The following is a 25,365-nucleotide window of genomic DNA, read 5'->3' on the forward strand; positions in this document are numbered from 1 at the left end:
AAAACCGTTGCGGCAGTAGTGGATTCGTGCTGCGCGGTCAGCTGTGCGAGGCGAGGTAGGCGCGCAGGTCGCCGAGTCGCAGGACACCGGTGGTGGCGGTGTCATCGTCGCCCATGTAGAGCCGCTGGAGACTGACCAGGACGGCCTCGGCGAGGGTATCGCGGAAGAGCGGGTCGGCGAGCCGAGCCGCGTCGGTGGGGTGCGAGAGGTAGCCGGCCTCGATCCGCACCGCCGGCATCCGGGTCTGCTGGAGCAGGGCCCACGAGCGGCCGTGCGAGCGGCAGTTCTCGAGCCCGGTGCGGGCCACCACCTCGCGCAGCACGAGGTCGGCCAGGTGCTCACCAACGGCTGACCACGACGTCTTGCGGTCGCGACCGAAGAAGAAGGTGGCCACGCCGCTGGCCTCGGCCGCGTCGTGGGAGTCGCAGTGCAGCGAGAGCACGAGGTCGGCCCCGGCCTCGTTGGCCAGCGCGGCCCGCTCGTCCTCGGTGGGGCTGGTGTGCTCGGTGCGGGTGTAGACGACGGAGACGCCGATCGCGGTCAGGCGGCCCTCGATCCGTCGTGCCAGGTCCATCACGACCTCGGACTCGACCAGCCCGTGGGCGGCGGCCCCGGTGTTGCTGCCGCCGTGGCCGGGGTCGAGCACGACCGTGCGCCCCGACAGGCTGTGTCCCGAGCGCCGGACCAGCTCACGCTCGCGCAGCACGTTGGCCGAGCCGCCGGACACCGACCGGCGCAGGTCCTCGAAGGCCCGGAGGGTGTGGGGACCGACCGAACCGTCACCGGACAGGCCGTAGGCCCGCTGGAAGCTGCGGACGGCCCGCTCGGTCTCGGGGCCGAAGCGGCCGTCGACCCGGCCCGCGGCGAAGCCCAGGGTGTTGAGCCGCTCCTGGAGGGTCACGACGTCCTCACCGCGCTGCAGGTGACCCGGCGTGTGCAGGAGGATCCGGTCACCGAGGGCCCAGCGGGCGCCGTCGATGGCGGTGAAGGTCTCCACCCCCACCACGCCGTCGACGATCAGGCCCTTGTGCTGCTGGAAGGCGCGCACGGCCCGCTCCATCGAGGCGTCGAACACGCTGGGGTCGTCGGCCTGCAGGTCGGGCCGGTCGGGCAGCTGGTCGGGGGGCAGCGCGGCCAGCCGGGCTCGCACGTCCGCGACCTCGGGCCCGTGGCTCCCGAGGCCGAGCAGGCCGTACTTGCTGTCTGACACGCGGCCTCCTCGGCATGGCGGGCGACGCCCGGTGAACGGATCATCGCAGATGGATGTTTGTGCAGGTCAGCGGTGGTGCGCCGGCCCCGTGGGCACGCTCGCGGCACACCGTGTCCGACTCCCGAGCCTAAGTCAGAACAGCCTCGCGGACCAACCGGACCGGCCCGGGAACGACGATGCCGGTCGCGCCCACCATCGGGCGCGACCGGCAGGCGGTCACGGGGTCACTCAGCCGAGGTAGTCGGCGAGCTCACGCACCAGCTTGGGCTTGGGCATGGCACCCACGAGGGTCTTCACGACCTCGCCCCCGACGTAGACGTTGAGGGTCGGGATGCCGGTGATGCCGTAACGGCTGCTGACGGCGAGGTTCTCGTCGGTGTTGAGCTTGACGATCTCGATCTTGTCGGCGTGGGCGACGGCCAGCTCCTCGAGGATCGGGGCGACGGCGCGGCACGGGCCGCACCAGGGTGCCCAGAAGTCCACCAGGACCGGCTTGTCTTTCTGGAGGACGTCGGCCTCGAAGGTGGCGTCCGTGGTGTCCTTGATGGCTCCCACTCGGGGGCTCCTTTCGGTGGTGCTGCGGTTGATGGCTCTGCGGTCTAGCTGGTGGAGCGGTGTGGCTGCGTCTGCCTCTCATGATCCCCGCGGGGTCTGACAGGCGGACCGGTGGGTCAGTGCGTCAGTGCCGGCTCGCCGGTGAGGGCGGCGTCGGCCGCGGGGGCGCCGGCATGCTCGCGGTCGGCGAGGTAGCGCTCGGCGTCGAGGGCCGCGGCACAGCCGGACCCCGCCGCCGTGATGGCCTGCCGGTAGGTGTGGTCGACCAGGTCACCCGAGGCGAACACGCCCGGGAGGTTGGTCAGCGTGGTGCGGCCCTGGACGAGGACGTAGCCCTCGTCGTCGAGGTCGACGACACCCTTGACCAGCTCGTTGCGCGGGTCGTGGCCGATCGCGACGAACAGGCCGGTGACGGGCAGCTCGCGGGTCACACCGGTCTCGGTGTCGCGCAGCGTGATGCCGGTCAGCTTCGCGTCGCCGTGGATCGCCTCGACGGCGGAGTTCCAGGCGAACCTGATCTTGTCGTTGGACAGCGCGCGCTCGGCCATGATCTTGGAGGCCCGCAGCTCGCCGCGACGGTGGACGATCGTCACCGAGCGGGCGAACTTGGTGAGGAAGGTCGCCTCCTCGACGGCGGAGTCGCCGCCACCGACGACGGCGATGTCCTGGTCACGGAAGAAGAACCCGTCGCAGGTCGCACACCACGAGACGCCGTGGCCGGACAGCCGCTTCTCGTCGGGCAGACCCAGCTCGCGGTAGGCAGACCCCATGGCGAGGATGACGGCGTGGGCGCGGTAGGTGTTGCCCTCCGCGTCGACCACGGTCTTGACCGCACCCTCGAGGTCGACGGACTCGACGTCGTCGGTGATGATCTCGGCCCCGAACCGCTCGGCCTGGGCCCGCATGTTCTCCATCAGGTCGGGACCCATGATCCCGTCGCGGAACCCCGGGAAGTTCTCCACCTCGGTGGTGTTCATCAGCGCCCCACCTGCGGTGACGGCGCCTTCGAAGAGCAGCGGCTGGAGGTTGGCCCGGGCCGCGTAGACAGCGGCGGTGTAGCCCGCCGGGCCCGAGCCGATGATGATCAGACTGCGGATGTCGGCGGGTGCGGTGGTGGTCACGCGGTTACAGCCCCTTGTGGTCGAGAAGGCGGTGCACCGCAACATACGGTGCCGGACTCTTCAACTGATCGTAGGGCCTCGATGTTCCCTACCGCCGCCTGACCGGCCCGACGCGCGGGCGAGCGCAGAAGGCGGAGTGGTCGAGGCGCCCTCAGGGGAGGGTGAGCGGCCCGGCGAGCAGCCTGGGGTGCTGCGCGTCGCAGTCGGGAGCCACGGCATACACCGACTCGGTGCCGCCCCGGTCGACCAGCGCGATCACCGCCGGGACGCCGTCGAGGGTCGCGACGTCGCCGCGCACCGGGAGCCCGTCCTTGACCCCCAGGGCGGTGAGGCAGCCACGCAGCCCGGCCTCGCCGTAGGGCACGGCGTAGTCCTTGGCTGCCGAGGAGGCCTCGAACGTGGAGCCCAGCGTCGCCGCCTGGGTGGCGAGCCCGGCGGTCGTGTATGCCGTGCCGGTCGCCGCGAGGGCCACGTCGCCGACCGGGCCACGCACCCTCTGGTCGCCGAGGGTGGACGGTTGGGGGGACGACGTCGAGCCCGGAGCGGCGGGGGCGCCACCGGAGTCGGCGAGGGCGCCGCTGTTGCCCTCTGCGCTGCTGGCGCTGTCGGCCGAGGAGGTGCCCTTCAGCGAGGCCATCACGTCGCCGGGACCGGTGCCGGTGAGCAGGGCGGGGAGGCCCACGGCGAGGATCACGGCGGCAGCGGCGGCTGCGCCCAGGTGCTGCCAGCCCCAGCTGCGCCGGCGCAGCGGCACGACGGTGCCACCCTGGCGGGCGGACTGCTCCTGCGCGATCGAGGCGGTGATGCGGGCGACGAGGTCGGCCGGCATGGGACCGGGGTCGGGCAGGGCCGACAGCAGCGCCCGGATGCCGGTGGGGTCGTGCTCTGTGTCGTCGTGCCTGCCGGCGCTCGCGCCGCGCGGGTCCGGCGGGGTGCTGCCGTGCGGGGGGACGCCATGGTCCGCCGGGGGCACGCGGGGTGTGCTCACCACGACTTCCTCCAGACGATGGGTGTCGGTCTCGTGGTCGCGCGGCTGCCGGTGCGGGCACGGCGGTGGCGACATGTGTACGACGTCACGGCTGCCCCGATGGTTCCCGCAGGAGCTCGGCCATGGCGTCGCGGCCCCGGCTGCACCGCGACTTCACGGTGCCCTCCGCGACCTCGAGCACGGCGGCCGCCTCGGCGACCGACATCCCGTGCATGTCGACGAGGATCAGCGCCATCCGCTGGCCCTCGGGGAGGCGCTCCAGGGCCTCCCGGACGTCGAGCCGCGTGTCGACCGACGACTCCGCGTCGTGGCGGTCGGCCAGCTCGTGCTCGGGCAGCTCGCTGGTGGGTTTGTCGCGCCGCAACCGGTCGAGGCAGGCGTTGACCACGATGCGGTGCAGCCAGGTGGTGACCGCCGCGTCACCCCGGTAGGACCCGGCCCGCCGAAAGGCGGAGATGAACGCGTCCTGCACGCAGTCGGAGGCGAGCTCACGGTTGCGGGTGGTGCGCAGGGCCACCGCCCACATGCGGTCGCGGTGGCGGAGGAACAGCTCACCGAACGCCTCCGGGTCGCCCTCGACGTGCGCGCGCAGCAACGCGCGGTCGTCCTGCTCGTGCAACGGGAGGCTGCTCATCGATGTCCGGTCGGCTGCCGCGCCGGCTCAGCCGACCGTGACCTCGGCGACGGTGGCGCGGAACCGGCCGTCGGACACCTGGGTCACCGCGGTGAACCAGACGAAGACGTACTGGCCCTTCACGACCGACGGGGCCTTGAGGGTCACGGCTCCGGACTTGCCCTTCGAGGAGCCGATCGCGGTGGCGCTGCCCAGGGAGTCACGGTCCTCGCCGACGTACACGGTCACGTCGGCCGCGTTGGGCAGCACGAGCCCGACCGTCGAGACGCTGCGGTTCTGCCCGAGGTCGAGTCGCAGGCCGACGCCCTTCTTGAGGCCACCGAGGTTGGGGCTGGCGTAGCCCTCGGAGCTCCAGTAGGTGTTGGTCTTGCCGTCGAAGACGCGCGGGGCCTCGCCGTTGCGCTCCGCGCCGTCGCCCTCGGGGTCGAAGCCGGTGGCGCTGAGGATGGCGAACGAGTCGCCGCCGCCGCCTGCGTCCGGGGCGGTGGGCGTCACGGTGACGGCGGGGGCAGTCACCTTGACGGTGGTCTTGGGGGCGGGGGCGCCACCCAGCCCGAGGTCGCTGTTGGAGCCGATCCTCGAGGCACCCCAGAAACCCAGGAGGGTGGCGACGACCAGGAACGCCGCCATGATCGCCAGGACCACCTTGGTCTGGTCACGGGTCGGTGCCGTGCCGGTCTCGGCGGAGAGCATCGGCAGGGGTGGCCCGAGCGGCTCCTGCCCCTCGACCAGGGCCTGGTTGAGCGAGATCCGGCGCTCCTCGGCCCGTTCCTCGGTCGCCTGGCGCTGCGCGCGACGCTCGGCCGCCTTGTCGGCCGCAGCGCGGGCGAAGCTGCCGACCCGGTGGGCCGCGGCACCCGCGGCCTGTCCGGCGGCGTGACCCGCGGTGCCGAGGGCCGTGCCCACCGCGCTCGCGGCGGCCGCGGCCTGGGCGGCCGCGGCGGCGCCGGTGCCCGCCTGCTCAGGACCCTGGTCGTCGTCGGTGTCGTCGTCAGCGGCGCCCTCGGTGGTGGGACCGCCGGTGCTCGCCGGTATGCCGTGGGCGCCGGTGACAGGCGTGAGCGGCTGGGTGGGGGTCGGCTCGGCCGGGGTGGCGGCGCCGGACACCGCGCCCGCGGGAGTGGGCCACGGTGCCTCGTGCTGGCCGTGCACGGCTGCGTCTTCAGGACCCTGCTCGTCGGGGTGGACCGGCGGCGGGGGGACGGACGGAGCGGGCACTGGCGGCGCGGACTCGGCGGCCAGGGCGGCGTCGAGCTCGTCGCGCGGCATCGCGATCGTGCGGGTGCTGCCGTCGTCGACCGGCCGCGTCCCGCCGAGGCCCTGCACCTGCGACATCGCCCAGGGGGCGATCTGGGTCGCGAAGTCGCCGGGCGTGAGCGGGCCCTGGTCCTCGTTGAGGGTGAGGCGGCACAACGCGTCGAGGTCACCGGGGACGCCGGCTGCGATCTCGGACGGCGCCGGCACGCCGCCGACGACGTGCGGGGCCGACTCGAGCCCGGCGACGTGGCCGGGCAGCGGCCACCGGCTGGTCAACGCGGCATACGTGATGGCGACGACGCCCACGGCGTCGGTGCGGGCCGCGCGGGTGGCGTCGACGTCGTCGTCGGTGGCCATCGCCGCGGTGGTGGCCACGCCACGCACCTTGATCGTGCCGTCGTGGGCGCGCAGGACCGAGTGGGGGGTCAGCCGCAGGTGGTGCAGCCCGCGACCGCGGGCCGCCTCGAGTCCGGTCGCGGCCTCGCCGGCGATGCGCCGCACCTCCTCGGCGGGCAGGCCGCCCTGCTCCAGGAGGTGGGTGAGGGTGTGGGAGTCGCTGATCGCCTCCTCGACGAAGAACGCGATGCCCTCGGACCGCCCGACGTCGAGCACGCGCACGAGCCGGTGGTTGTCGAGGCCCGCGACCCGGCGGGCAGCGTCGAGGGTGGTGTCGGCGTGGGCCTCGTGCTCGGAGAAGCAGACGATGACCACATCGCGCTCGAGGGTCGTGTCGTGGGCCGACCACCGTTCGGCCTTCGGCAGCTGCTCGAGCCGGCGTTGGACGGCGTAGCGACCGCCCAGCACCGTCGAAGGGCCTACCCCGTGCACGCTGCCTCCTACGGTCTCGTCCACCACGTCCACCACGTCCGAATGTGCCACCCCGGCTGCACCAGCCAGCCGCGGCCTCATCCTAGGGCGTGCCGATCAGGAGCGGCCTCGTCGCAGGCGGCGCAGCAGGGGGTCGAGCAGCAAGGCGACCTCGTGGACCCGCATCACGTGGGCGAGCCCGAGCGCGATGAGGACGAAGACCCCTCCACCGGCCACGACCTCGACCAACGCGCCGGTCCACGACGTGCTGTCGAGGCCGGCGGCCTCCAGCGCACGCACGCCCAGCCAGGTGAGGATCCCGGCGACCGCGGAGGCCAGCCCCAGTCGCACGTAGCCGCGGATGCTCGGCTGCAGGTGCAGCGACCCGAGCCGGCGGCGCAGGAGGACGAACCCGAGCAGCGCGGCGGCGAGGTTGCTCAGCGTCTGGCCGAGACCCACGACGATCCCGGTGTGCGTGGGGTCGACCGTGGCGGCGACGAGGTTCGCGGCCGTCGCCACCACGGTCACGACGACCTGCAGGCGGAACGGCGTCCTGGCGTCCTCGTAGGCGTAGAACACGCGCTGGATCAGGTAGAGCCACCCGAACGGCACCAGGCCCAGCATCATCGCCACCATCACGCGCCCGATCGCGGCGGACTCCTGCGGGGTGTTGTCGAAGAAGGCCACCCGGGCGACCTGGGTCCCCAGGACGACCATGGCGATGGTGCCCGGCACGAGCAGCACGGCCGGCATCCGCAGCCCGCTGCCGAGGTCGGCCACCACCGCCCCGCTGTCGCCGCGATGGGCAGCCTGGGAGAGCCGCGTGAACAGCGCGGTCACGAGCGAGACCGTGATCAGCGAGTGGGGGAGCATGAAGAGCAGGAAGGCGTAGCCGTAGGCCGCGAGACCGGCTCCTTCCCCGGCCTGACCGCGGACGTCGAGCAGGTGGGTGGCACGGGTCATCACCTGCGAGGTCACGATGTAGCCGGCCTGGCTCAGCGCGACGGCCGCGAAGGTCCACCCCGCGACCTTCGAGGCGCTGCCGAGCCCGACGCCGCGAAAGCCCCACACCGGCCGGTAGCGGAAGCCACTGGCCCGCAGGGGCAGCCACAGCGCCGCCGCCTGCACCGCGACGCCCAGCGTGGCCGTGCCCGCGAGGATCCAGACCATGCCCGGGGTCCACTCGCCGACCTTGCCCGGGTGGGGATAGGCGACCTTGAACCAGACCAGGCCGCCGATGGCGACGAGGTTCGCCAGCCCCGGTGCCCACATGTACGCCGCGAACTGGCCGCGAGCGTTGAGCACCTGGCCGAAGAGCGTGTAGAGGCCGTAGAAGAACACCTGCGGGAGGCAGATGAACGCGAACGCCACGGCGAGGCCGACGGCGTCGGAGTCCCACTCGTGGGTCGCGAAGACCCGGACGAGCAGGGGCGCCGCGAGGGTGACGAGGACGGTGGCGCCGACGAGCAGGGCCAGCGAGAGCGTCAGCAGGCGGTTGACGAAGGCGTGCCCGCCGTCGTCGTGGCTCGCCGCCTTGGTGATCTGGGGGACGAGGACGGCGTTGAGGACGCCCCCGGCGAGCAGGAGGTAGAACTGGTTGGGCAGCGTGTTGGCCACCTGGAACGTGTCGGCGGCGAGGCCGATGCCGACGGCGCCGCTGAGCAGCGCCGCACGCCCGAAGCCGAGGACCCGCGAGACGACGGTGCCCGCGGCCATGAGGGCGCTGGACCGGGCGAGGCTGCGCTCGCCGGACGGTGCGTCAGTCATCGATGCAGGGTCATGCGGTGGTGGCCTCTCGGGGCAGCGGGTCGGGAGCGGTCGGCGGCGGGGGCCCGGTGGAGCCCGGTCCGGATCCGGGCCGACGTCGGAAGGTCCGCACGATACCCAGCAGGAGGATCGCGCCGGCCACGCCACCCAGGCCCCAGTAGATCCAGTGGCCGGTGGGGGTCACCCGCACCTGCACGTCGGCGCCCTGCCCGATGACCGTGCCGTCGGGGGTGGTGAGCGTGGTGCGCAGGGGGACCGGTCCGGCGGCGAGCGCGGTCACGCGCACCGTCACGGTCGCGCGACTGCGTGGCCCGATCCGCAGCACCCCGGGTTGGCTGTCGATCCGCAGCCGTGGGTTCGACGCCTCGACGGTGAGCTTCACGTCGTCGACCGGGACGGCCAGGTCGTTGGTCACGGTGATCTGGAGGCGGCCGGAGTCGGCGAGGAAGTTGATCGTGCTGGCCGAGACCTTGACCGCCGTCGTGGTCTGCCGGGCGGCCTCGGAGACCCGCCCACTGAGGGTGTTCCAGGCCGTGGGGGCGGCCCGCYAGCGGGTGGAGGCGAGCTGCTCGGCGGCACGGGTCCAGGTGCGCAGGAACGCGTCACCGTCGTCACGGATCTGGGCCACGCCGCGGACCGTGCGGACGGTCTGCTCGAGCTGCCCGACCTTGGCGGTGGTCAGCACGGCTCGTCCGCCGGTCGCCGGCAGGATGGGACGGGTCACCGGAGCCGAGCTCGTCGGGACCGCCCGCCGAGCCTGCGCCAGCAGCGCGTCCGTGGTGGTCGGCGCCAGCCACGGGATCGTGGCAGTGGCGGCGAAGAAGCTCCGGGCGGTCGCCGGGTCAGGGTTGAACGAGCGGGGGGCGGCCACGAGGACGCTGCGCCCCTCCGTGCCCGGGAGCTCGTTGAGCAGGGCCACCGAGTCGGCGACGAACTGCTGGGTGCTGAGCACCCCGTCCGACGGGGACGTGGTGCGGGTGAGCAGCCCGCTGAGGGAGTCGTCGTAGGCGAGCAGCGGCAGCCCGGTCGTGCTGCGCTGGGCGGCGCTGGGCGTGGTGGCCGACCCGGCGGGTGCGAGCGCCGAGGCGGACGTCACCTGTCCGGCCAGGGCCGGCACGCGGAAGACCCGGCGCAGGGCGCTCTCCCGCGTCGCGGTGTAGCCGCCGTCGACGGGCCAGGCCACGTCGGCGCGTCCGTCGAGCTTCCTGGCCACCCCGTCGGCGCGGTCGACGAAGCTGCGCATCAGCGGTTCACCGGCCCGGATGCCCGCGACGGCGGCCAGGTCGGCGTCGGTGTCGGGCAGCACCCAGGGGCTGTGCCGTGGTGCGAGGTCGGTGATCCGCTCCTCGGTGGCGACCCGGATGGCGCGCTCCTGCCGGCCCTGGGCGGAGCCGGCCTCGATGTCGACGTCGTCGGGGAGCAGGGTGGGCGTCAGGGTCGGGTCGATCGCCCAGGTGACCGGCGCGTCCTCGGTGGCCAGGATGACCCGCGAGACCCGGGAACCGTCGCCCAGCGCCTCGCTCCAGGCGGTCTCGCGGGCCGCGCCGCTGCCGCCGAAGAGGTTCGGGTCGGGGTCGAGGGTGAGTGGGGCGGCCCAGCTGATCGACATCGGCTGGTACTGCTTGGTCTGCTGGTAGCCCGCGAAGGTCCGGATGCTCGCCGGGCCCGACTGGATGCTGAGCGGGATGGCGCMGTAGGCGGCCGGGCCCAGCGCGGCCAGCTTCGGGACCTTCACCGAGAACGCCTGGCTGCCCCCCGCGGGCACCGAACCGGTGAGCCGGACCTGCCCCACGACCTTCCCGCCGGCCGGACCGGTCTGCGCGGCCCAGTCGCGGACCGCCTTGCGCGTCGGCTCCATCGACCCCATGACCACCGAGACGGTCGGGCGCGACAGCGCTGCACCGGAGCCGTTGTGCAGCGTGCCGGTCACGACCAGGTCGTCACCGGCCCTGGCCACCGCCGGGGTCACCGAGCTGAGGTCGAGGGTGAGGTCGGCCGCGGAGGCCGGGGTGGCGACGGCGAACCACGCGGGCACGGCCAGCGCCGCCGCGGCGAGCACGCGGCATACGGAAGCGCGGGGCATCACCCGTCTCCGGCCAGTCGCTGCCAGGCCTGCCTCGCGATGCGGCGCTCGTTGGGGAAGGTGAGGTGCTCGTGTGCCTCCCGCAGCGGCAGCCAGGCGACGTCGATCGCCTCGTGGTCGGGGTCGTTCTCGATGGTGAGGTGACCGCCGGTGGCCTCGAGGAGGTAGTGGTGCACGAACTTGTGGATGCGGCGCTCGCCGGTGGCGAACCAGTAGTCGATGGTGCCGAGCTCGGTGAGGACGCGGCCCTCGATGCCGGTCTCCTCCTCGACCTCGCGGGCCGCGGCCTGCTGCAGCGTCTCGCCCTGCTCCATGTGGCCCTTGGGCAGGCACCACTCGATCCGGCCGGCCCGGTTGCGCCGCGCGATGACCGCGATCCGGGCGACGCCGTCGTGCACGTCGACGACGATCCCCCCGGCCGAACGCTCCTCGACCGAGGGAAGCCGAGGCCGGCTGGGCGCCAGTCTCTCGGGGTCGCGAGCGGGGGAGGTCACCGTGCCACTCTAACGAGCGCCTACCCTTGACCTCCGTGTCCACCGCCGATCCCCGCGAGCCGCTGTCCGAGCTCATGCGCCGGGCCACCGCCCACCTCGCGCCGGTCGTGCCGCTGCTCACCGAGCTCGGTGAGCTGTTCGCCGCAAAGGGCCACGAGCTCGCCCTGGTGGGCGGCCCGGTGCGCGACGCGTTCCTCGGGCGCGTGTCGCCCGACCTCGACTTCACGACCAGCGCCTCGACGGACGAGACCTTGGCCATCCTGCGCCCGTGGGGAGACGCGCACTGGGACATCGGCCGCGAGTTCGGCACCATCGGCGCCCGTCGCGGCGACCACGTGGTCGAGGTCACCAGCTACCGCGCCGACGCCTACGACGGCCAGACCCGCAAGCCGGTCGTCGCCTTCGGCGACAACCTCGAGGACGACCTGGTCCGGCGTGACTTCACGGTCAACGCGATGGCCCTGCGCCTGCCGTCGATGGAGTTCGTCGACCCGTATGCCGGGTTGGCCGACCTCGCCGCGCGTCGCCTGCGCACCCCCGGACCGCCGGAGGTGTCGTTCGGCGACGACCCGCTGCGGATGATGCGGGCCTGCCGCTTCGTGTCCCAGCTCGAGGTCGACGTGGCCCCCGAGGTGCGCGAGGCCATGACGGCGATGGCCGCCTCGATCGAGATCGTGTCGGCCGAGCGGGTCCGCGACGAGCTGACCAAGCTGGTGCTCGCGGCGTCGCCGCACGCGGGGCTGCGCCTGCTGGTGGAGACCGGACTGGCCGACCACGTGCTGCCCGAGCTGCCGGCCCTCAAGCTGGAGATCGACGAGCACCACCGGCACAAGGACGTCTATGAGCACTCGTTGCGGGTGCTCGACCAGGCGATCGCGCTCGAGGGCCCGCCCGACGGCCCCGAGTCGTCGGTGCCCGGCCCCGACCTCGTGCTGCGCCTCGCGGCGCTGCTCCACGACATCGGCAAGCCGGCGACCCGCCGGTTCGAGGAGGGCGGCGGGGTCTCCTTCCACCACCACGAGGTGGTCGGCGCCAAGCTCACCGCCAAGCGGCTCAAGGCGCTGCGCTACGACAAGGACACCGTCAAGGCGGTGACCCGGTTGGTCGAGCTGCACCTGCGGTTCCACGGGTACGGCGACGGGGCGTGGACCGACTCGGCCGTGCGCCGCTACGTCACCGACGCGGGCCCGCTGCTCCAGCGCCTGCACCGGCTCACCCGGTCGGACTCGACCACCCGCAACGCCCGCAAGGCGGCCCGGCTGTCCCAGACCTACGACGCGCTCGAGACGCGGATCGAGGCGCTGATGGAGGCCGAGGAGCTGGCCAAGGTCCGACCCGAGCTCAACGGCAACGAGATCGCCGAGGTGCTCGGCATCCCACCCGGCCCCGTGCTCGGGCGCGCCTACTCGTTCCTGCTCGAGCTGCGCCTCGACCAGGGCATGGTCGGCCGTGACGCGGCCGTCACTGCCCTGCAGGAGTGGTGGGCCCAGCAGCCGGAGAGCCAGCCTCACTAGAGTCAGCAAGAGTTTGCAGACCGGTCATCGGCCTGGCCTTCGTCGGTCCACCCCCGGTTTTCGCGAGGTTCCCCGAAAGGTTGCGATGCCCACCCTGAAGCATCCGAGCGAGCAGTTCCCCGGACTGACCGTCCGGGCCGGTGCGGCCACGGACGTCGGACGGGTGCGACAGCACAACGAGGACAGCGTGCTGGCCGACCGCACGATTTTCGTGGTGGCGGACGGCATGGGCGGCCACGCCGCCGGCGAGGTGGCCAGTGGCATCGTGACCGCGACCCTGGGGGAGCTCGCCTCGGCGCCGAAGCGCAGCCGTGAGGACCTCGTCGAAGCCCTTGCCCTGGCCAACCGCCGCATCCTCGAGTCGGTCGCCATGAACCCCGAGCAGACCGGCATGGGCACCACCGCAGCAGGCCTCGCCGTGGTGAAGGCGGGTGGCTCCGACCACTGGGCCGTGTTCAACGTCGGCGACTCCCGCGTCTACCGCTTCGTTGACGGCCAGCTCCGGCTCCTCACCGTGGACCACTCCGAGGTGCGCGAGATGATCGACGCCGGGCTGATCACCGAAGAGGAGTCGGCGCGGCACCCGCTGCGCAACGTCATTACTCGCTCGTTGGGGTCCGAGGCGCCGCCGACGCCCGACATCTGGCTCTTGCCCCCGCAGGCGGGCGAGCGCTTCGTCATCTGCTCCGACGGCCTGTCCAACGAGCTGAGCCACGACCGCCTCTGCGAGATCCTTGCCGCGCACGACGATCCGCAGGCCTGCGCCGAGGCCCTCGTCGCCGCGGGCGTCGACTCCGGTGGCCGCGACAACGTGTCGGTGGTCGTGGTTGCGGTCGACTCCGGTGACGGTGGCTTCGACGAGTGACAAGTCCTGGGACAGGCGGGCGCTCGCGGACGCAGGCGGCGGGCGGCGGGCGGCGAGATGGCCACGCGGCATACCGGCCGGGATCCATCCTCCCGAGAGCTCCACTCTCGGGTCGTGGCGCCGCAGTGAGGCCCGAGAGCTGGGATCTCGGGCGGGCAAGGCGGCATGACGAAAGGGGCACCTTCCGCGTGGTGCGGAAGGTGCCCCTCTCGTGTGCCGTCTGGCTGAGTCGCTGGGTCAGCGCTCTTCGGTGCCGGCGATGAAGGCCTCGAGCTTGGTGCGTCCCTCGGTGTCCTCGCGCTGCACCGGCGGGGACTTCATGAGGTAGGACGAGGCGCTGATGAGCGCGCCACCGATGCCGCGGTCCTTGGCGATCTTCGCCGCACGGATCGCGTCGATGATGATGCCGGCCGAGTTGGGGGAGTCCCAGACCTCGAGCTTGTACTCGAGGTTCAGCGGCACGTCACCGAACGCGCGACCCTCGAGGCGCACGTAGGCCCACTTGCGGTCGTCGAGCCACGCGACGTAGTCGGACGGGCCGATGTGGACGTTGCGGCTGTCGGTCAGACCCGCGAGGGCGCCGGTCAGGTTGGACGTGACGGCCTGGGTCTTGGAGACCTTCTTGGACTCGAGGCGCTCGCGCTCGAGCATGTTCTTGAAGTCCATGTTGCCGCCGACGTTCAGCTGGTAGGTGCGGTCCAGCGTGACACCGCGGTCCTCGAACAGCTTGGCCATCACGCGGTGCGTGATGGTCGCGCCGACCTGCGACTTGATGTCGTCACCGATGACCGGCACGCCGGCCGCCTCGAACTTCGCGGCCCACTCGGGGTCGGAGGCGATGAAGACGGGGAGGGCGTTGACGAAGGCCACGCCGGCGTCGATCGCGCACTGGGCGTAGAACTTGTCGGCCACCTCGGAGCCCACCGGGAGGTAGGAGACGAGCACGTCGGCCTTGGTGTCCTTGAGGACCTGGACGATGTCCACGGGCTCGGCGTCGGACTGCTCGATGGTCTGGGCGTAGTACTTGCCGATGCCGTCGTAGGTGTGGCCGCGCTGGACGGTGACCCCGGTCGGGGGCACGTCGGCGATCTTGATGGTGTTGTTCTCCGAGTTGCCGATCGCCTCGGCCAGGTCGAAGCCGACCTTCTTGGCGTCCACGTCGAAGGCGGCGACGAACTCGACGTCCTTGACGTGGTACTCACCGAACTGCACGTGCATGAGCCCGGGGACGTTGCCGGCCGGGTCGGCGTCCTTGTAGTACTCGACACCCTGGACCAGCGAGCTGGCGCAGTTGCCGACGCCAACGATGGCGACGCGAACGGATCCCATGGGAAGACTCCTCAGTTGTTGGGGGTAATGGGGGTGGAGGTGGTGCTGGAGGCGGTGCTGGAGGTGGTGCTCGAGGTGGTGCTCGGGGCTGCCGAGAAGGGGATGTTCCGCTCGGCGGTGATCAGCTCGTTGAGCCAGCGGACCTCGCGCTCGGCGGAGTCCAGGCCGTGCCGCTCGAGGGCGGCGGTGTAGGTGTCGAAGCGCTCGCGGTTCTTGGCCGAGCTGGTGCGGATGGTGTCCAGCCGCTCCTCGAGCCGGCTGCGGCGTCCCTCGAGGATGCGCAGTCGGACCTCGGCCTCGGTGCGGGCGAAGAAGGCGAAGTGGACGTCGAAGGTGTCGTCCTCCCACGCCGTCGGACCGGCTTCCTTGAGCAGCTCCTGGAAGTGCTCCTTGCCGTCCGCGGTGAGCTCGTAGACGATCCGGGCGCGCTTGGAGCCCGCCGTCGCCGCAGCGTGCTGGGTGCCGCTCGCCTCGGCGATGAGGCCCTGGTCGAGCAGGCCGCGCAGGCAGGGGTAGAGCGTGCCGTAGGACAGCGCACGGAAGGCGCCGAGCGCGGCGTTGAGCCGCTTGCGCAGCTCGTAGCCGTGCATGGGGCTCTCGTGCAGCAGTCCGAGGACCGCGAACTCGAGCAGATCCGAGCGACGACTCATGACTGGCTGCACCTCCCTCACGCGCTGGATACGGATCGCCACGGACCGCGTCCGTGCAGGCCCGCCGGACGTCCGACGACAGGGGAAGCGTACACCAGATATATCGAGCCGATATATCTTGGGATTCGTGACCTTTCATCCCGGGGGTTCGTTGACGCGGGGTCGGGCGAATGCACGATTCTCAAGGTCGCCAGTCATACTGAGCGTCAGTTGACGGTGCGGAACCGTGGCCGAAAGGCCTGGACCGTGCCTGTTTGTATGCCGATCGGGAAGGTCCCATGAGCACCTCACGTCCGAAGACGCGCGCCCAGGCGAAGGCGGCGCAGCGCGCCGCCAAGGGCGGTGCCGGCAACGGCTCCGGCGCCCGGCGCGGCTCGACCAGCGGCGCAGGCCGGGGTGGCGGCCGGGGTGGCGGCACGGGTGGCGGCGCCACGACGAGCCGGAAGAAGCGCTGGGCCAAGGGGCTCGGCATCACGGCGCTGGCGGGCTTCCTGCTGGCGGTCATCGCGTTCTTCGTCGCCTACTCCCTCGTCGACACCCCGAAGCCGAACGACCTGGCCAACGCGCAGGCGTCGATCATCTACTACGCGGACGGCAAGACCGAGATGGACCGGATCAGCGAGGTCAACCGCGAGTCGGTGAAGCTGGCGCAGATCCCCAAGCCGGTGCAGGAGGCGCACCTCGCCGCCGAGGACCGCAACTTCTACCAGAACTCCGGGATCAGCCCGACCGGCATCGCGCGCGCCGTGTGGGTGGGTCTCAAGGGCGGTGCGACCCAGGGTGGGTCGACGATCACCCAGCAGTACGTGAAGAACTACTTCCTCACCCAGGACCAGACGCTGACGCGCAAGGGTCGGGAGATCATCATCTCGATCAAGATCGCCAAGCAGGAGTCCAAGGACCAGATCCTCGAGAACTACCTCAACACGATCTACTACGGCCGCGGCGCCTACGGCATCCAGACCGCCTCCAAGGCGTACTTCAACAAGGACGTCTCCAGGCTCACGCCATCCGAGGGCGCGTTCCTCGCCTCGGTGATCCGTGGCCCGTCGTTCTACGACCCGGCCCTGGGGGCGGAGCAGAAGGCCAACGCGGAGTCACGGTGGACCTATGTCATGGACGGCATGGTGACCGAGGGCTGGCTGACGCCGCAGCAGCGCGCCGCCGCAAAGTTCCCGACCCTGCAGAAGCCCCGCAAGACCACCGGGGCCTCGGGCCCGACCGGCTACCTGGTCGACCTGGTCAAGAAGGAGCTCAAGAGCAAGCTCAAGATGACCGACGCGGACATCGACAAGGGCGGCTACAAGGTGGTCACCACGATCGACCGGAATGCCCAGGCCGCGGCCGTCAGGGCCGTCAAGGACCGGATGCCCACCGGCAAGGGCACCGACTCGCTGCACGTCGGCCTGACGAGCATCAAGCCCGGCGACGGTGCGATCGTCGCGCTCTACGGCGGCGAGGACTACCTCAAGGAGCAGTTCAACACCGCGACGGACGCCAAGATGCAGGCCGGCTCGACGTTCAAGGTGTTCGCGCTGCTGGCCGGGCTGTCGCAGGACAAGCCGATCAGCACCAAGACGATGTTCAACGGCGCGACCCCGCAGTACTTCAAGGAGTTCGAGGACAGCGCGGGCGACGAGAACGCCCGACGGGGCCGCGTCACGAACTTCAGCGGCGAGAACTTCGGTCGGATCGACCTGCGCACCGCGACGGCCCACTCGGTCAACACGGTGTACGCCCAGCTCAACATCAAGGTCGGCCCCAAGAACACCAAGGCGGCCGCGGTCGCGGCAGGGCTGCCCGAGAAGGGTCTCGGCACCAACTACGCCAACGTGCTCGGTACGGACAGCGTGACCGTCCGTGACATGGCCAACGCCTACGCGACCATCGCCTCGAACGGCGTGCGTGTGACGCCCTACCTGATCAAGACGGTCAAGGGCGGTCCCGGCGACCTCGACTACAAGGTCAAGGTGACCAGGAAGGCGGCGTTCGACAAGGCGGTCACCGCCGACACCATCGACGCCATGCAGCAGGTCGTCAAGCAGGGCACCGGGCAGTACGCCCAGGCGCTGGGGCGGCCGGTGGCCGGCAAGACCGGCACGACGACCAACAACAAGGCCGCTTGGTTCAACGGCTTCACCCCGCAGCTGGCCACGACCGTCGGGATGTACCGCACCGGCAAGGGCGGCACCGAGCTGTCGATGACCGACATCGGCGGCTACTCCGAGATCACCGGTGGCACGGTGCCGGTCCGCATCTGGACCGACTACATGCAGTCCGCCCTGAAGGGTGCCAAGGTGCTGGACTTCCCGAAGCGCGATGGCCTTGGCGACGACCAGGTCTACACGCCGCCGCCCACGACGACGAGCACGACCACGACGACGACCACCACGACCACGACCACGACGACGCCCCCCACGACGACGCCGACCACCACCAAGACGAAGCCGACCAAGACCCCCGGCCCGCCGCCTCCGACGACGATCACGTTGGGTGGGGCGCCACCGACGACCGCCACACCACAGTGACCCGTCGAGGGGACCTGCTGCCGGGGGGCTCGCTGGCTGTCGCCGGCGGGCCGCTCGGCCGTCACGTCTCGGCCCGGGCGGTGTCCTGGGCCGCGACCGTCGTGCCGTTGCTGGTCGCCACGGCGGCCACGATGGCGCTGTCGGTCGCAGAGCGGACGCACTGCATCCAGAAGGGCTGGGTCGGCTCCGACCAGTTCTGGCACGCCTGCTTCTCCGACCTCCCTGCGCTCTACCAGCTCGGCAACCTCGACCACGGCCTGGCCGCCTACGTCGGCGGCGAGGGCGCCCGCGCCGACCACCCGGTGCTCACCGGTGCGGTGATGGCCTGGGTCGGTGGGCTGGTGCCGAACGGCGCGTTCCTCGACCAGACCCGCTGGTACTTCGCCCTCTGGGCCCTACTCGGTACCGCGCTCGCGATCGCCGTCGTCTACCTCACCGCGGCGTCGCGTCCGCTGCACGTCACCGACGCCGCCCAGGTGGCGTTCAGCCCGGTGCTCCTCCTCACCGCGATGCTGTCGCCCGATCTCTTCGGGGTGGCCCTGGCCAGCGCCGGCATCTGGGCCTGGAGCCGTCGTCGGCCGGTCGCGGCCGGGGTGCTACTGGGTCTCGGCGTCACGGCGCGCACCTACCCGCTCCTGATCCTGCTCGCGCTGGTGCTGCTCGGGCTGCGCAGCGGCCGGCTCGAGGCGGTGCGCCGCACGCTCGGCGCCGCAGCAGGTGCGGTCGCCGTCGTGCTGCTGCCGTTCCTCGTCGGATCCAATCCGACGGCGATCCTGCGCTCCACCCAGGTCTGGTGGGACAGCGCCGCGGGCCTGGGCTCGCCGTGGATGATCCCGCAGCTGGTGAGCCACCCGCTCCCGACCGGGGCGACCACCCTGCTCGCGGTCGTCGGCCTGCTGGTCGCCTGCGCGGTCGGCGCGGTGTTCGCGCTCAGCACCCCGCGACGGCCCAGCGTGGCCGAGGTCGCCTTCGTGCTGGTGGCGTTGGCGCTGCTGACCGGCAAGGCGTTCCCGGTGCAGGCCTCGCTGTGGCTGCTCCCCCTCCTCGCGTTGTGCGGGGTGCGGTGGCGCGACCACCTGCTCTGGGCTGCCGCCGAGTCGCTGCACTTCGTCACCGTGTGGCTCTACGTGGGCGGGCTCTCCAAGCCCGACCGTGGCCTCCCGCCCGGCTGGTATGCCGTGTTCCTCGTGATCCGCGTCGCCGCCGTCGGCTACCTCGTGTGGCGGGTGTGGCACACCGCCGCAGCCCGCGAGCCCCTCCCCGACCCCGTTTCTTCGGAAGATGAGCCGGACCAGGACCCGGCGGATCTTCCGAACTACGCAGACTCGGACGGCGACCCGGACGAGCTGGCCGGCGACTTCACCGACGCCGAGGATCGGCTGCTGGTCCGCCTCGCATAGGGCCATCCCCGACGCGACGCCAGGCTCTGTCGATAGAACATGTGCGAGCTCCCTTGATTTCTGGTCACTAGCCCCCTATGTTCAAACAAACATGGGGTATATGGGGAGAACTAAGGCTTTGTTTCTAGCCATACTGCCATTCCATCCAGAGTTGGGAGTAGAAATATGCGCACGAACGGCCTCACCAAGGTGTCGATCGCCACGGTAGTTGCCGCAGCAGTCGTCTGCGGGGGTGCCTCGGCGGCATCCGCGAACAGCGATAGTGAGTCGACCCGCTTCGACAACGGCCAGACCCTGACCGCGAACATCTGGATCCAGTCCTTCACCTGGACGAGCTGTGGGTCCTTCCAGTCCTCAGCTGTCATGACTGCGTCACCGAACTGGATCAAGAACCACACCGCCTTCTACCAGATCGGTCTCGGGTCGATGTCGATCAAGGGGGCCAGCCTCGATTCCGACCGCTCCTCGTCTTCGGTGACGTGGACGAACAGCAACGGGTCGAGGGGTTCGTACATCAGCGGGAAGGTCTGTGGCGGGTGGGGTGCCCTCTACGTCGGTGCCGACACCACAGCGCAAGCCTTCTATTACGGCAACCTGCGGAGCACCACGGCACACGTCTAGTGCTGCCCTCGTGCCAACGGTTCATCGCCGCCGCTGTGCTGTTCGCGGCGGCGGTCACCGGTTGCTCCGCAAACCACGCCTCCTTGAAGTCCTCGGGTGTGCCTGACGCCCTGGTCGCTGATGCCCGCGCGTTCCTCATGCCGGACGGCTTGTTCCGGCTGCCCGAAGCACCCACCAGCGAGGGGTCGGCCTTCGCCACGGCTCAGCTTGCTGCGTTCCTCCCGAGGCGGTTCGACTGGACTCGGGCGGCTCGCAGTGCCGAGCCGAGCGAGGGGGATCTCGCGGGGCTCTGGGCGTACGTCACCATCTTGGGACGCTCGGGAACTCGGCCCGATCGCGCCGCACTCACGAGGTTGTGGACCGCTGTCACCTTGCCTCCACGGGCCGATGTGGGCGCTGAGGTGGGCGTGGTCGCGACGTATGCCGCCACGTACGCGTCGCTGCGCGCTTGGGGCATCGGGCCCCCTCCCGCTGCTTCCGCGCTGGAGCGTCTCGACCGGCTCACGCGGGCGGACCTTACGCGCACGCCCTACCTCGCCTGGCGGCTGCAACAGGCGCGCGAGCGCCTGGGTCTCGCCGACGGGGAGGACTCGCGCGACCTCCGCGACCAGTTCCGGGATGTCGCGCTTGGAGTGCCGCACGACGACCGCAGCTGGCTGGACACCGAAGCCGTGGTGTCCCTCGACGCAGCGCGCGGCACCCGGCATCGGCGGGCCGAGGTGCTCGAGGCCGCACTGCGGGTCGCCGTGTCGCAGGGCGTGGACGCCGCGGTCCGCGGCAGCGCGTTGACCACGGCGAAAGCTCTCGGTGGAACCATTCCCCGGGCCGTCACCGACGCCTTGACCGGCCAGGCGGACCCTCGCAGCGGGCTGCTGCTCGAGCGGGTCCCGGCGCACGGTCAGGTGAACGCAACGTACCTGTTCGCGAAGCTGCTCGACTCGCGATTCGCCGAGGTGGCCGGCGACAGGACCAAGAACGCCCTGTATGCCGTCGCCACGGACGTCCGTGCGCCGGTGTCCACGAGACTCACCGCTGCCGTCGCTCTTCGGAAATCTGGAGACGTCCGGTGGCGAGAGCTCATCCCCCTGGCGCGCTCCACTGCGACGCAGCAACCCCGGGAGGTTGGCCGCGAGCAGCTCGCCGACTATCTCGCAGTCATGACGCCAGCGGTGGACATTGAGGCGGGTGTCACCAAGGCCGGCTTCCGCCGGTTCGCGGTGCCGGAGGGGGACGAACTCGCCGAGCGGGATGCCCTGGCGGCCATCAACAGCGACTATCTCTTCATCGACCCGAGCGCCCCGGCGAGATCGTTCAATGACATCGTCGCGCAGCTCCCGACGTGGGCCAGTAGGCACGACCTCCCACCGATGCAGCGTGTCGCGTCCGCAGCGGCGCTGTCCCACGTGGGTGTCGACGTCCCGCCGGGACTGCTCGACGGGGTTGGTGCCGAACTCCGGTCAGAACGCGGTTGTCGGGATGCGCGCACGCTCCTGTCCACCGACCTGTCCGGGAGTGGCTCCTGCAGCCTGGCGCTCACCCTTCAGGCGATCGCCATCCCAGGATTCCTACCGTGACGGCGCCCATCCGCCTCAGCCAACCCGTCCAGGTATCACTTGCCCTCGTGGGCGTGACCAAGTCGTACCTGTCGCGTGGGCGCCGCACGAAGGTGCTGGACGCGGTGAGCCTTGAGGTCGCTCCCGGTGAGGTCGTCTGGCTGCGGGGTCCGTCCGGCTCCGGCAAGTCCTCGCTGCTGCGCATCGCGGGTCTGTTGTCGTCGCCCGACTCCGGCATGGTCGTTGTCGGCGGTCTGCCGACCACGACCATGCAGGGGGCGAGCGCTCGCCGCGACGGGGTCGGGATGGTGTTCCAGAACGGCAACCTCCTGCCCGACCTGTCCGTCCGCGACAACGTCGCGATCGCGGCGCGGCGACCCGTCTGGGAGGCGGTGGATCGGCTGTTGGCCGACTTCGGGCTGGCCGAGGTCGCTGCCCGACTCGCGAAGGAGGTGTCCGGCGGTCAGGCCCAGCGAGCGGCGCTGTGCCGAGCCATGCTGAACGACCCGCGGCTGGTGTTGGCGGACGAGCCCACCGCAGGTCTGGACCCCGCCAATCGCACGATGGTCCTCGACGAGCTCAGCCGGGCCCGGCGGGCGGACCGCGCGATCGTCATCGCCAGCCACGACGACGAGGTGGCCCGGGTCGCCGACCGTGTCCTCACCATCGACGGAGGCCGTCTTGTCTGACGTCGCCCTGCTCGCGCGTGCGACGCTGCGACCCGGGCTCCGGTCCCATCGACAGCTGCTGGTCACGATCGCCGTGTGCGTTGCGGCGATGCTGACCCTGAACGGAGTGGTGGGCGCCGGGGTGTCCCGGTACGCCAGGTCCGTCCAGTACCGGTCGGCCCTCAACCTCATCGAGTTGTCGTCGCAGGGCCCGGGCGCTACCCGGGAACTCGACGGCGCGGCGCTGCGACGGTTGGCCGGATTGAGCGGGGTGACGGGGGCCTACCCTTGGTTCCAGGTCGACCTAGCGCTGAGCCACGACGCCGACTGGCCGGACCCCGACGTCAATCCCGGTGCGCTGTGGGGCACGCCGCTCATCCCCGGACTAAGTCCCCAGCTCCTCGCCGGGACCCTCCCGGCCGCGGGCTTGGCGGCCGACGAGGTCGTGCTGCCGTCGTCGGTCCCGGGTGGCCGGCTCGACCGTCTACTCGGGAAGTCCGTCACGTTGGAGTTCACCAAGGTCGTCCGACCCGGGGTGGGCGAGCCCGCGAAGCGGGTCTTCCGAGTGGTCGGGATCGCCGACAACACCATTCCGGGACAGGCCGGGCCGACTCCGTCCTACCTGTCCGAGCAGGCTCTCGAGGACCTCTATGCCAGCTCCGGGGCGGCGACTGGTGCGCCGATGTTTACGACGGCCTACGTTCGAGTGGCGGACCCCGAGCGGGTGCCGCGGGTCCAGCGCGAGCTGTCCGAGCAAGGGTTCGCCGTCCGCAGCGTCGCGGAACAGCTCCGCTCACTCGGGGGGCTGTTCGCCGCGCTGCGGTGGGCGTCCCTCGCCCTCGTGGTGGTCCTGGTGGTGTTCAGCCTGCTCGTGGGTGGCTCCGTGGGTGCCTCGTGGGTCCAGCAGCGACGACGCGAAATCGGCCTGCTCAGCGCCATCGGCTGGTCGCGGCGCAGGATCGCGGCCGCGGTCTTCGCCCAAGTGGCCGTCCTCGGTGCCGGGACGGCCGTGGTCGGGGTGCTGGCCGGGCTGGCCGGCTCGACGCTCGTCACCACCCTGATTGCCGGCCGTCGCCTGACCTTGCTCCCAGTCGACCCATGGGGGCTCCCGAGCCCGGCCGCGGTCCTTGTGGGGGCCTTCCTGACCCCGCTGTGCATCGTGCTCGGAGCGGTGCGGGCGGGCTGGCGCGCGAGCCGGATCGATCCGGACGACGCCCTGCGGGACCTCATCTGAGCCAAGCGCACCCAGGCTGGGCCCGGGTGCGAAAGAGTCGGGGACGGCGCAACCTGGGCGCCCCAGGGAGTGCTCAGGCTGCGCGGAAGGATTGTGGATGACGATTCGGCGAAGTCCTCACGGGCCGGTACTCTTTGTCAGGTTCTCCCGCAGCACGCCTCGACGGTGTGTCCAGGGGGATCGCACTGCAACCCTCCTGTCACGGAGAGACCGTGACCGCCATAGACCAAAGGAGGCGGGTTATCAGCATGCGTCAGTACGAACTCATGGTCATCCTCGACCCCGAGCTCGACGACCGGACCGTCGCGCCCTCGCTCGACAAGTTCCTCACCGTCGTCACCAAGGACAAGGGCACCGTCGACAACATCGACATCTGGGGCCGCCGTCGCTTGGCGTTCGAGATCAAGAAGAAGGCCGAGGGCATCTACGCCGTCGTCAACTTCACCGCAGAGCCGGCCACGGCCAAGGAGCTGGACCGCCAGCTCGGCCTGAACGAGTCGGTCATGCGCACCAAGCTCCTGCGCCCCGGCGCCTGAGCTGCACCTGATCTGACCTGATCTGCACCACCGGCACCACCACCTGACCCAAACGAACAGGGGACACGCTTCATGGCTGGCGACACCGTCATCACCGTCATCGGCAACATCACCGGCGACCCCGAGCTGCGCTTCACCCCCTCGGGTGCTGCCGTCGCGAACTTCACCGTGGCCTCCACGCCGCGCCAGTTCGACCGGCAGTCCAACGAGTGGAAGGACGGGGAGACCCTGTTCATGCGCTGCTCGGTGTGGCGGGACGCGGCGGAGAACGTCGCCGAGTCGCTCCAGCGGGGCACTCGCGTCATCGTCTCGGGCCGGCTGAAGTCTCGCTCGTACGACACCAAAGAGGGCGAGAAGCGCACCGTCATGGAGATGGAGGTCGACGAGGTCGGCCCCTCGCTCCGCTACGCCACCGCGAAGGTCAACAAGACCCAGCGGGGTACCGGCGGCGGCGGAGGCTTCTCCGGTGGCGGCGGTCAGCAGGGCGGCGGTCAGGGTGGCCAGCAGGAGGACCCCTGGGCCACCGGCCCGTCGTCCGCTCCTGCCGCGGCTCCCCAGTCCGGCGGCCAGCAGGCTGGCGGGTGGGGCGGCGGCGCGCCGTCCTACGACGAGCCCCCGTTCTGACCGAGCCGGGTCAAGGGTCCAGATCACTCGGTATGCCGCATGGCTGGCTTCCCCGGGAAGCCAGCCACCCGGCATACATCCACTGAAGAACACCATCCCTGGGAGACCAGGGCTCATCCGCTGAGCAGCTCAGCAGAAGGAGAGCACCACGATGGCCAAGCCCGTTGTGCGCAAGCCCAAGAAGAAGGCCAACCCGCTGAAGGCGGCGAAGGTCGAGAACATCGACTACAAGGACACTGCGCTGCTGCGCAAGTTCATCTCCGACCGCGGCAAGATCCGCGCGCGTCGGGTGACCGGTGTGTCCGTCCAGGAGCAGCGACTCATCGCCACCGCGGTCAAGAACGCCCGCGAGATGGCGCTGCTGCCCTACTCGAGCTCGTCTCGCTGAGTCAGGAAGGACTGAGAAGATGAAGGTCATTCTGACCCACGAGGTCTCCACCCTCGGCACCGCCGGTGACGTCGTCGACGTCAAGGACGGCTACGCCCGCAACTTCCTGTTCCGCCGTGGCCTGGCCACCGCGTGGACCAAGGGCGGGCAGAAGCAGGTCGACTCGATCAACAAGGGCCGTGAGGTCCGCGCGATCAACTCCCTCGAGGAGGCCAAGTCGATCAAGGGCAACCTCGAGAACAAAGCCGTCAAGGTCGCGGCCCACGCAGGCGCCTCCGGCCGCCTGTTCGGTGCCGTCTCCACCGCCGACATCGCTGCCGCGGTGAAGGCGGCCGGTGGCCCTGAGCTCGACAAGCGCAAGATCGAGATCACCACCCCGATCAAGTCGGTCGGCAGCCACGAGGCGCTCATCCGCCTGCACCCCGAGGTGCAGGCCAAGGTGACGCTCGACGTCGTCGCCGGCTGAGACGTTGGTCTGAGACCGACGTAACAATTCGGTCCGGATTGGCCCGGTTCGCCCCTCGGGGTGGACCGGGCCT

General features: G+C 71.1%; 23 protein-coding genes. 12 read left to right on the plus strand and 11 right to left on the minus strand.

The genetic code is table 11. The annotated features are described in order from the left end of the window. Positions 1-37: 37 nt before the first annotated feature. From ACXJKD_RS10435 to ACXJKD_RS10475, 9 genes are all read right to left on the minus strand, one after another. Positions 38-1,210 (minus strand): N-acetylmuramoyl-L-alanine amidase, encoded by a 1,173-nt coding sequence (locus ACXJKD_RS10435; protein ID WP_457254461.1) that lies wholly within the window; start codon positions 1,208-1,210, stop codon positions 38-40. Positions 1,211-1,438: 228 nt separating this feature from the next. Further along, positions 1,439-1,765, minus strand: a complete 327-nt coding sequence (gene trxA, locus ACXJKD_RS10440) for a thioredoxin (RefSeq protein WP_056921368.1) — start codon at positions 1,763-1,765, stop codon at positions 1,439-1,441. A gap of 116 nt (positions 1,766-1,881) precedes the next feature. Next, a complete protein-coding gene (trxB, locus tag ACXJKD_RS10445; protein ID WP_457254463.1) occupies positions 1,882-2,931 on the minus strand; it encodes a thioredoxin-disulfide reductase in 1,050 nt (349 codons plus the stop codon). Positions 2,932-3,037: 106 nt separating this feature from the next. Beyond that, entirely contained in the window at positions 3,038-3,874 is an 837-nt protein-coding gene (locus ACXJKD_RS10450; RefSeq protein WP_457254464.1) for a hypothetical protein, read from the minus strand. Positions 3,875-3,959: 85 nt separating this feature from the next. After that, the gene (gene sigM / locus ACXJKD_RS10455) at positions 3,960-4,508 is read right to left on the minus strand and encodes an RNA polymerase sigma factor SigM (protein WP_457254465.1); all 549 of its coding nucleotides are present in this window, start codon (positions 4,506-4,508) and stop codon (positions 3,960-3,962) included. A 27-nt stretch (positions 4,509-4,535) separates the two neighbouring features. After that, positions 4,536-6,593 (minus strand): hypothetical protein, encoded by a 2,058-nt coding sequence (locus ACXJKD_RS10460; protein ID WP_457254466.1) that lies wholly within the window; start codon positions 6,591-6,593, stop codon positions 4,536-4,538. Positions 6,594-6,689: 96 nt separating this feature from the next. Continuing rightward, entirely contained in the window at positions 6,690-8,339 is a 1,650-nt protein-coding gene (gene murJ / locus ACXJKD_RS10465) for a murein biosynthesis integral membrane protein MurJ (RefSeq protein WP_457254467.1), read from the minus strand. A gap of 10 nt (positions 8,340-8,349) precedes the next feature. Next, positions 8,350-10,422 (minus strand): DUF6049 family protein, encoded by a 2,073-nt coding sequence (locus ACXJKD_RS10470; RefSeq protein ID WP_457254468.1) that lies wholly within the window; start codon positions 10,420-10,422, stop codon positions 8,350-8,352. Beyond that, positions 10,422-10,916, minus strand: a complete 495-nt coding sequence (locus tag ACXJKD_RS10475; RefSeq protein ID WP_457254470.1) for an NUDIX hydrolase — start codon at positions 10,914-10,916, stop codon at positions 10,422-10,424. The genes ACXJKD_RS10470 and ACXJKD_RS10475 overlap by 1 nt, the downstream gene beginning before the upstream one ends. 74 nt (positions 10,917-10,990) lie before the next feature. On the opposite strand from ACXJKD_RS10475, the gene ACXJKD_RS10480 reads away from it, so the two are divergent. Both ACXJKD_RS10480 and ACXJKD_RS10485 read left to right on the plus strand, forming a co-directional pair. Beyond that, positions 10,991-12,430, plus strand: a complete 1,440-nt coding sequence (locus ACXJKD_RS10480; RefSeq protein ID WP_457254510.1) for a CCA tRNA nucleotidyltransferase — start codon at positions 10,991-10,993, stop codon at positions 12,428-12,430. An 85-nt stretch (positions 12,431-12,515) separates the two neighbouring features. Beyond that, positions 12,516-13,295, plus strand: coding sequence for a PP2C family protein-serine/threonine phosphatase (locus tag ACXJKD_RS10485; protein ID WP_457254471.1), 780 nt, complete (start codon positions 12,516-12,518; stop codon positions 13,293-13,295). 237 nt (positions 13,296-13,532) lie between these two features. Here ACXJKD_RS10485 and ACXJKD_RS10490 read toward each other — a convergent pair whose 3' ends face one another. Next, a complete protein-coding gene (locus tag ACXJKD_RS10490) occupies positions 13,533-14,624 on the minus strand; it encodes an inositol-3-phosphate synthase (RefSeq protein ID WP_344136911.1) in 1,092 nt (363 codons plus the stop codon). A gap of 11 nt (positions 14,625-14,635) precedes the next feature. Continuing rightward, positions 14,636-15,274 carry a PadR family transcriptional regulator gene (locus ACXJKD_RS10495; RefSeq protein WP_457254472.1) on the minus strand — a complete coding sequence of 213 codons (639 nt, stop codon included), beginning with the start codon at positions 15,272-15,274 and terminating at the stop codon, positions 14,636-14,638. A gap of 278 nt (positions 15,275-15,552) precedes the next feature. Here ACXJKD_RS10495 and ACXJKD_RS10500 point away from each other — a divergent pair, with 278 nt between their 5' ends. The 10 genes from ACXJKD_RS10500 to rplI all read left to right on the plus strand — a co-directional run bounded on the left by ACXJKD_RS10500 (position 15,553) and on the right by rplI (position 25,292). Then, on the plus strand, positions 15,553-17,802 hold the full coding sequence (locus ACXJKD_RS10500; RefSeq protein WP_457254473.1) for a transglycosylase domain-containing protein: 2,250 nt from the start codon (positions 15,553-15,555) through the stop codon (positions 17,800-17,802). Continuing rightward, the gene (locus ACXJKD_RS10505) at positions 17,799-19,202 is read left to right on the plus strand and encodes a glycosyltransferase 87 family protein (protein ID WP_457254474.1); all 1,404 of its coding nucleotides are present in this window, start codon (positions 17,799-17,801) and stop codon (positions 19,200-19,202) included. Before ACXJKD_RS10500 ends, ACXJKD_RS10505 begins: the two co-directional genes overlap by 4 nt. 165 nt (positions 19,203-19,367) lie before the next feature. Further along, positions 19,368-19,823: a hypothetical protein gene (locus tag ACXJKD_RS10510; RefSeq protein WP_457254475.1), complete on the plus strand. Its 456-nt coding sequence runs from the start codon at positions 19,368-19,370 to the stop codon at positions 19,821-19,823. Positions 19,824-19,921: 98 nt separating this feature from the next. Continuing rightward, a complete protein-coding gene (locus ACXJKD_RS10515; protein ID WP_457254476.1) occupies positions 19,922-21,397 on the plus strand; it encodes a hypothetical protein in 1,476 nt (491 codons plus the stop codon). Further along, positions 21,394-22,065 (plus strand): ABC transporter ATP-binding protein, encoded by a 672-nt coding sequence (locus ACXJKD_RS10520; protein WP_457254477.1) that lies wholly within the window; start codon positions 21,394-21,396, stop codon positions 22,063-22,065. Before ACXJKD_RS10515 ends, ACXJKD_RS10520 begins: the two co-directional genes overlap by 4 nt. Next, positions 22,058-23,278 (plus strand): ABC transporter permease, encoded by a 1,221-nt coding sequence (locus ACXJKD_RS10525; protein WP_457254478.1) that lies wholly within the window; start codon positions 22,058-22,060, stop codon positions 23,276-23,278. Before ACXJKD_RS10520 ends, ACXJKD_RS10525 begins: the two co-directional genes overlap by 8 nt. 248 nt (positions 23,279-23,526) lie before the next feature. Beyond that, positions 23,527-23,814 carry a 30S ribosomal protein S6 gene (gene rpsF, locus ACXJKD_RS10530; RefSeq protein ID WP_056921396.1) on the plus strand — a complete coding sequence of 96 codons (288 nt, stop codon included), beginning with the start codon at positions 23,527-23,529 and terminating at the stop codon, positions 23,812-23,814. 72 nt (positions 23,815-23,886) lie between these two features. Continuing rightward, on the plus strand, positions 23,887-24,438 hold the full coding sequence (locus tag ACXJKD_RS10535) for a single-stranded DNA-binding protein (RefSeq protein WP_457254479.1): 552 nt from the start codon (positions 23,887-23,889) through the stop codon (positions 24,436-24,438). A 151-nt stretch (positions 24,439-24,589) separates the two neighbouring features. Continuing rightward, a complete protein-coding gene (gene rpsR / locus ACXJKD_RS10540; RefSeq protein ID WP_056884210.1) occupies positions 24,590-24,826 on the plus strand; it encodes a 30S ribosomal protein S18 in 237 nt (78 codons plus the stop codon). A 19-nt stretch (positions 24,827-24,845) separates the two neighbouring features. After that, positions 24,846-25,292 (plus strand): 50S ribosomal protein L9, encoded by a 447-nt coding sequence (rplI, locus tag ACXJKD_RS10545; protein ID WP_457254480.1) that lies wholly within the window; start codon positions 24,846-24,848, stop codon positions 25,290-25,292. The last annotated feature ends 73 nt before the right edge of the window (positions 25,293-25,365 follow it).

Source organism: Pedococcus sp. P5_B7 (genome assembly GCF_054049895.1).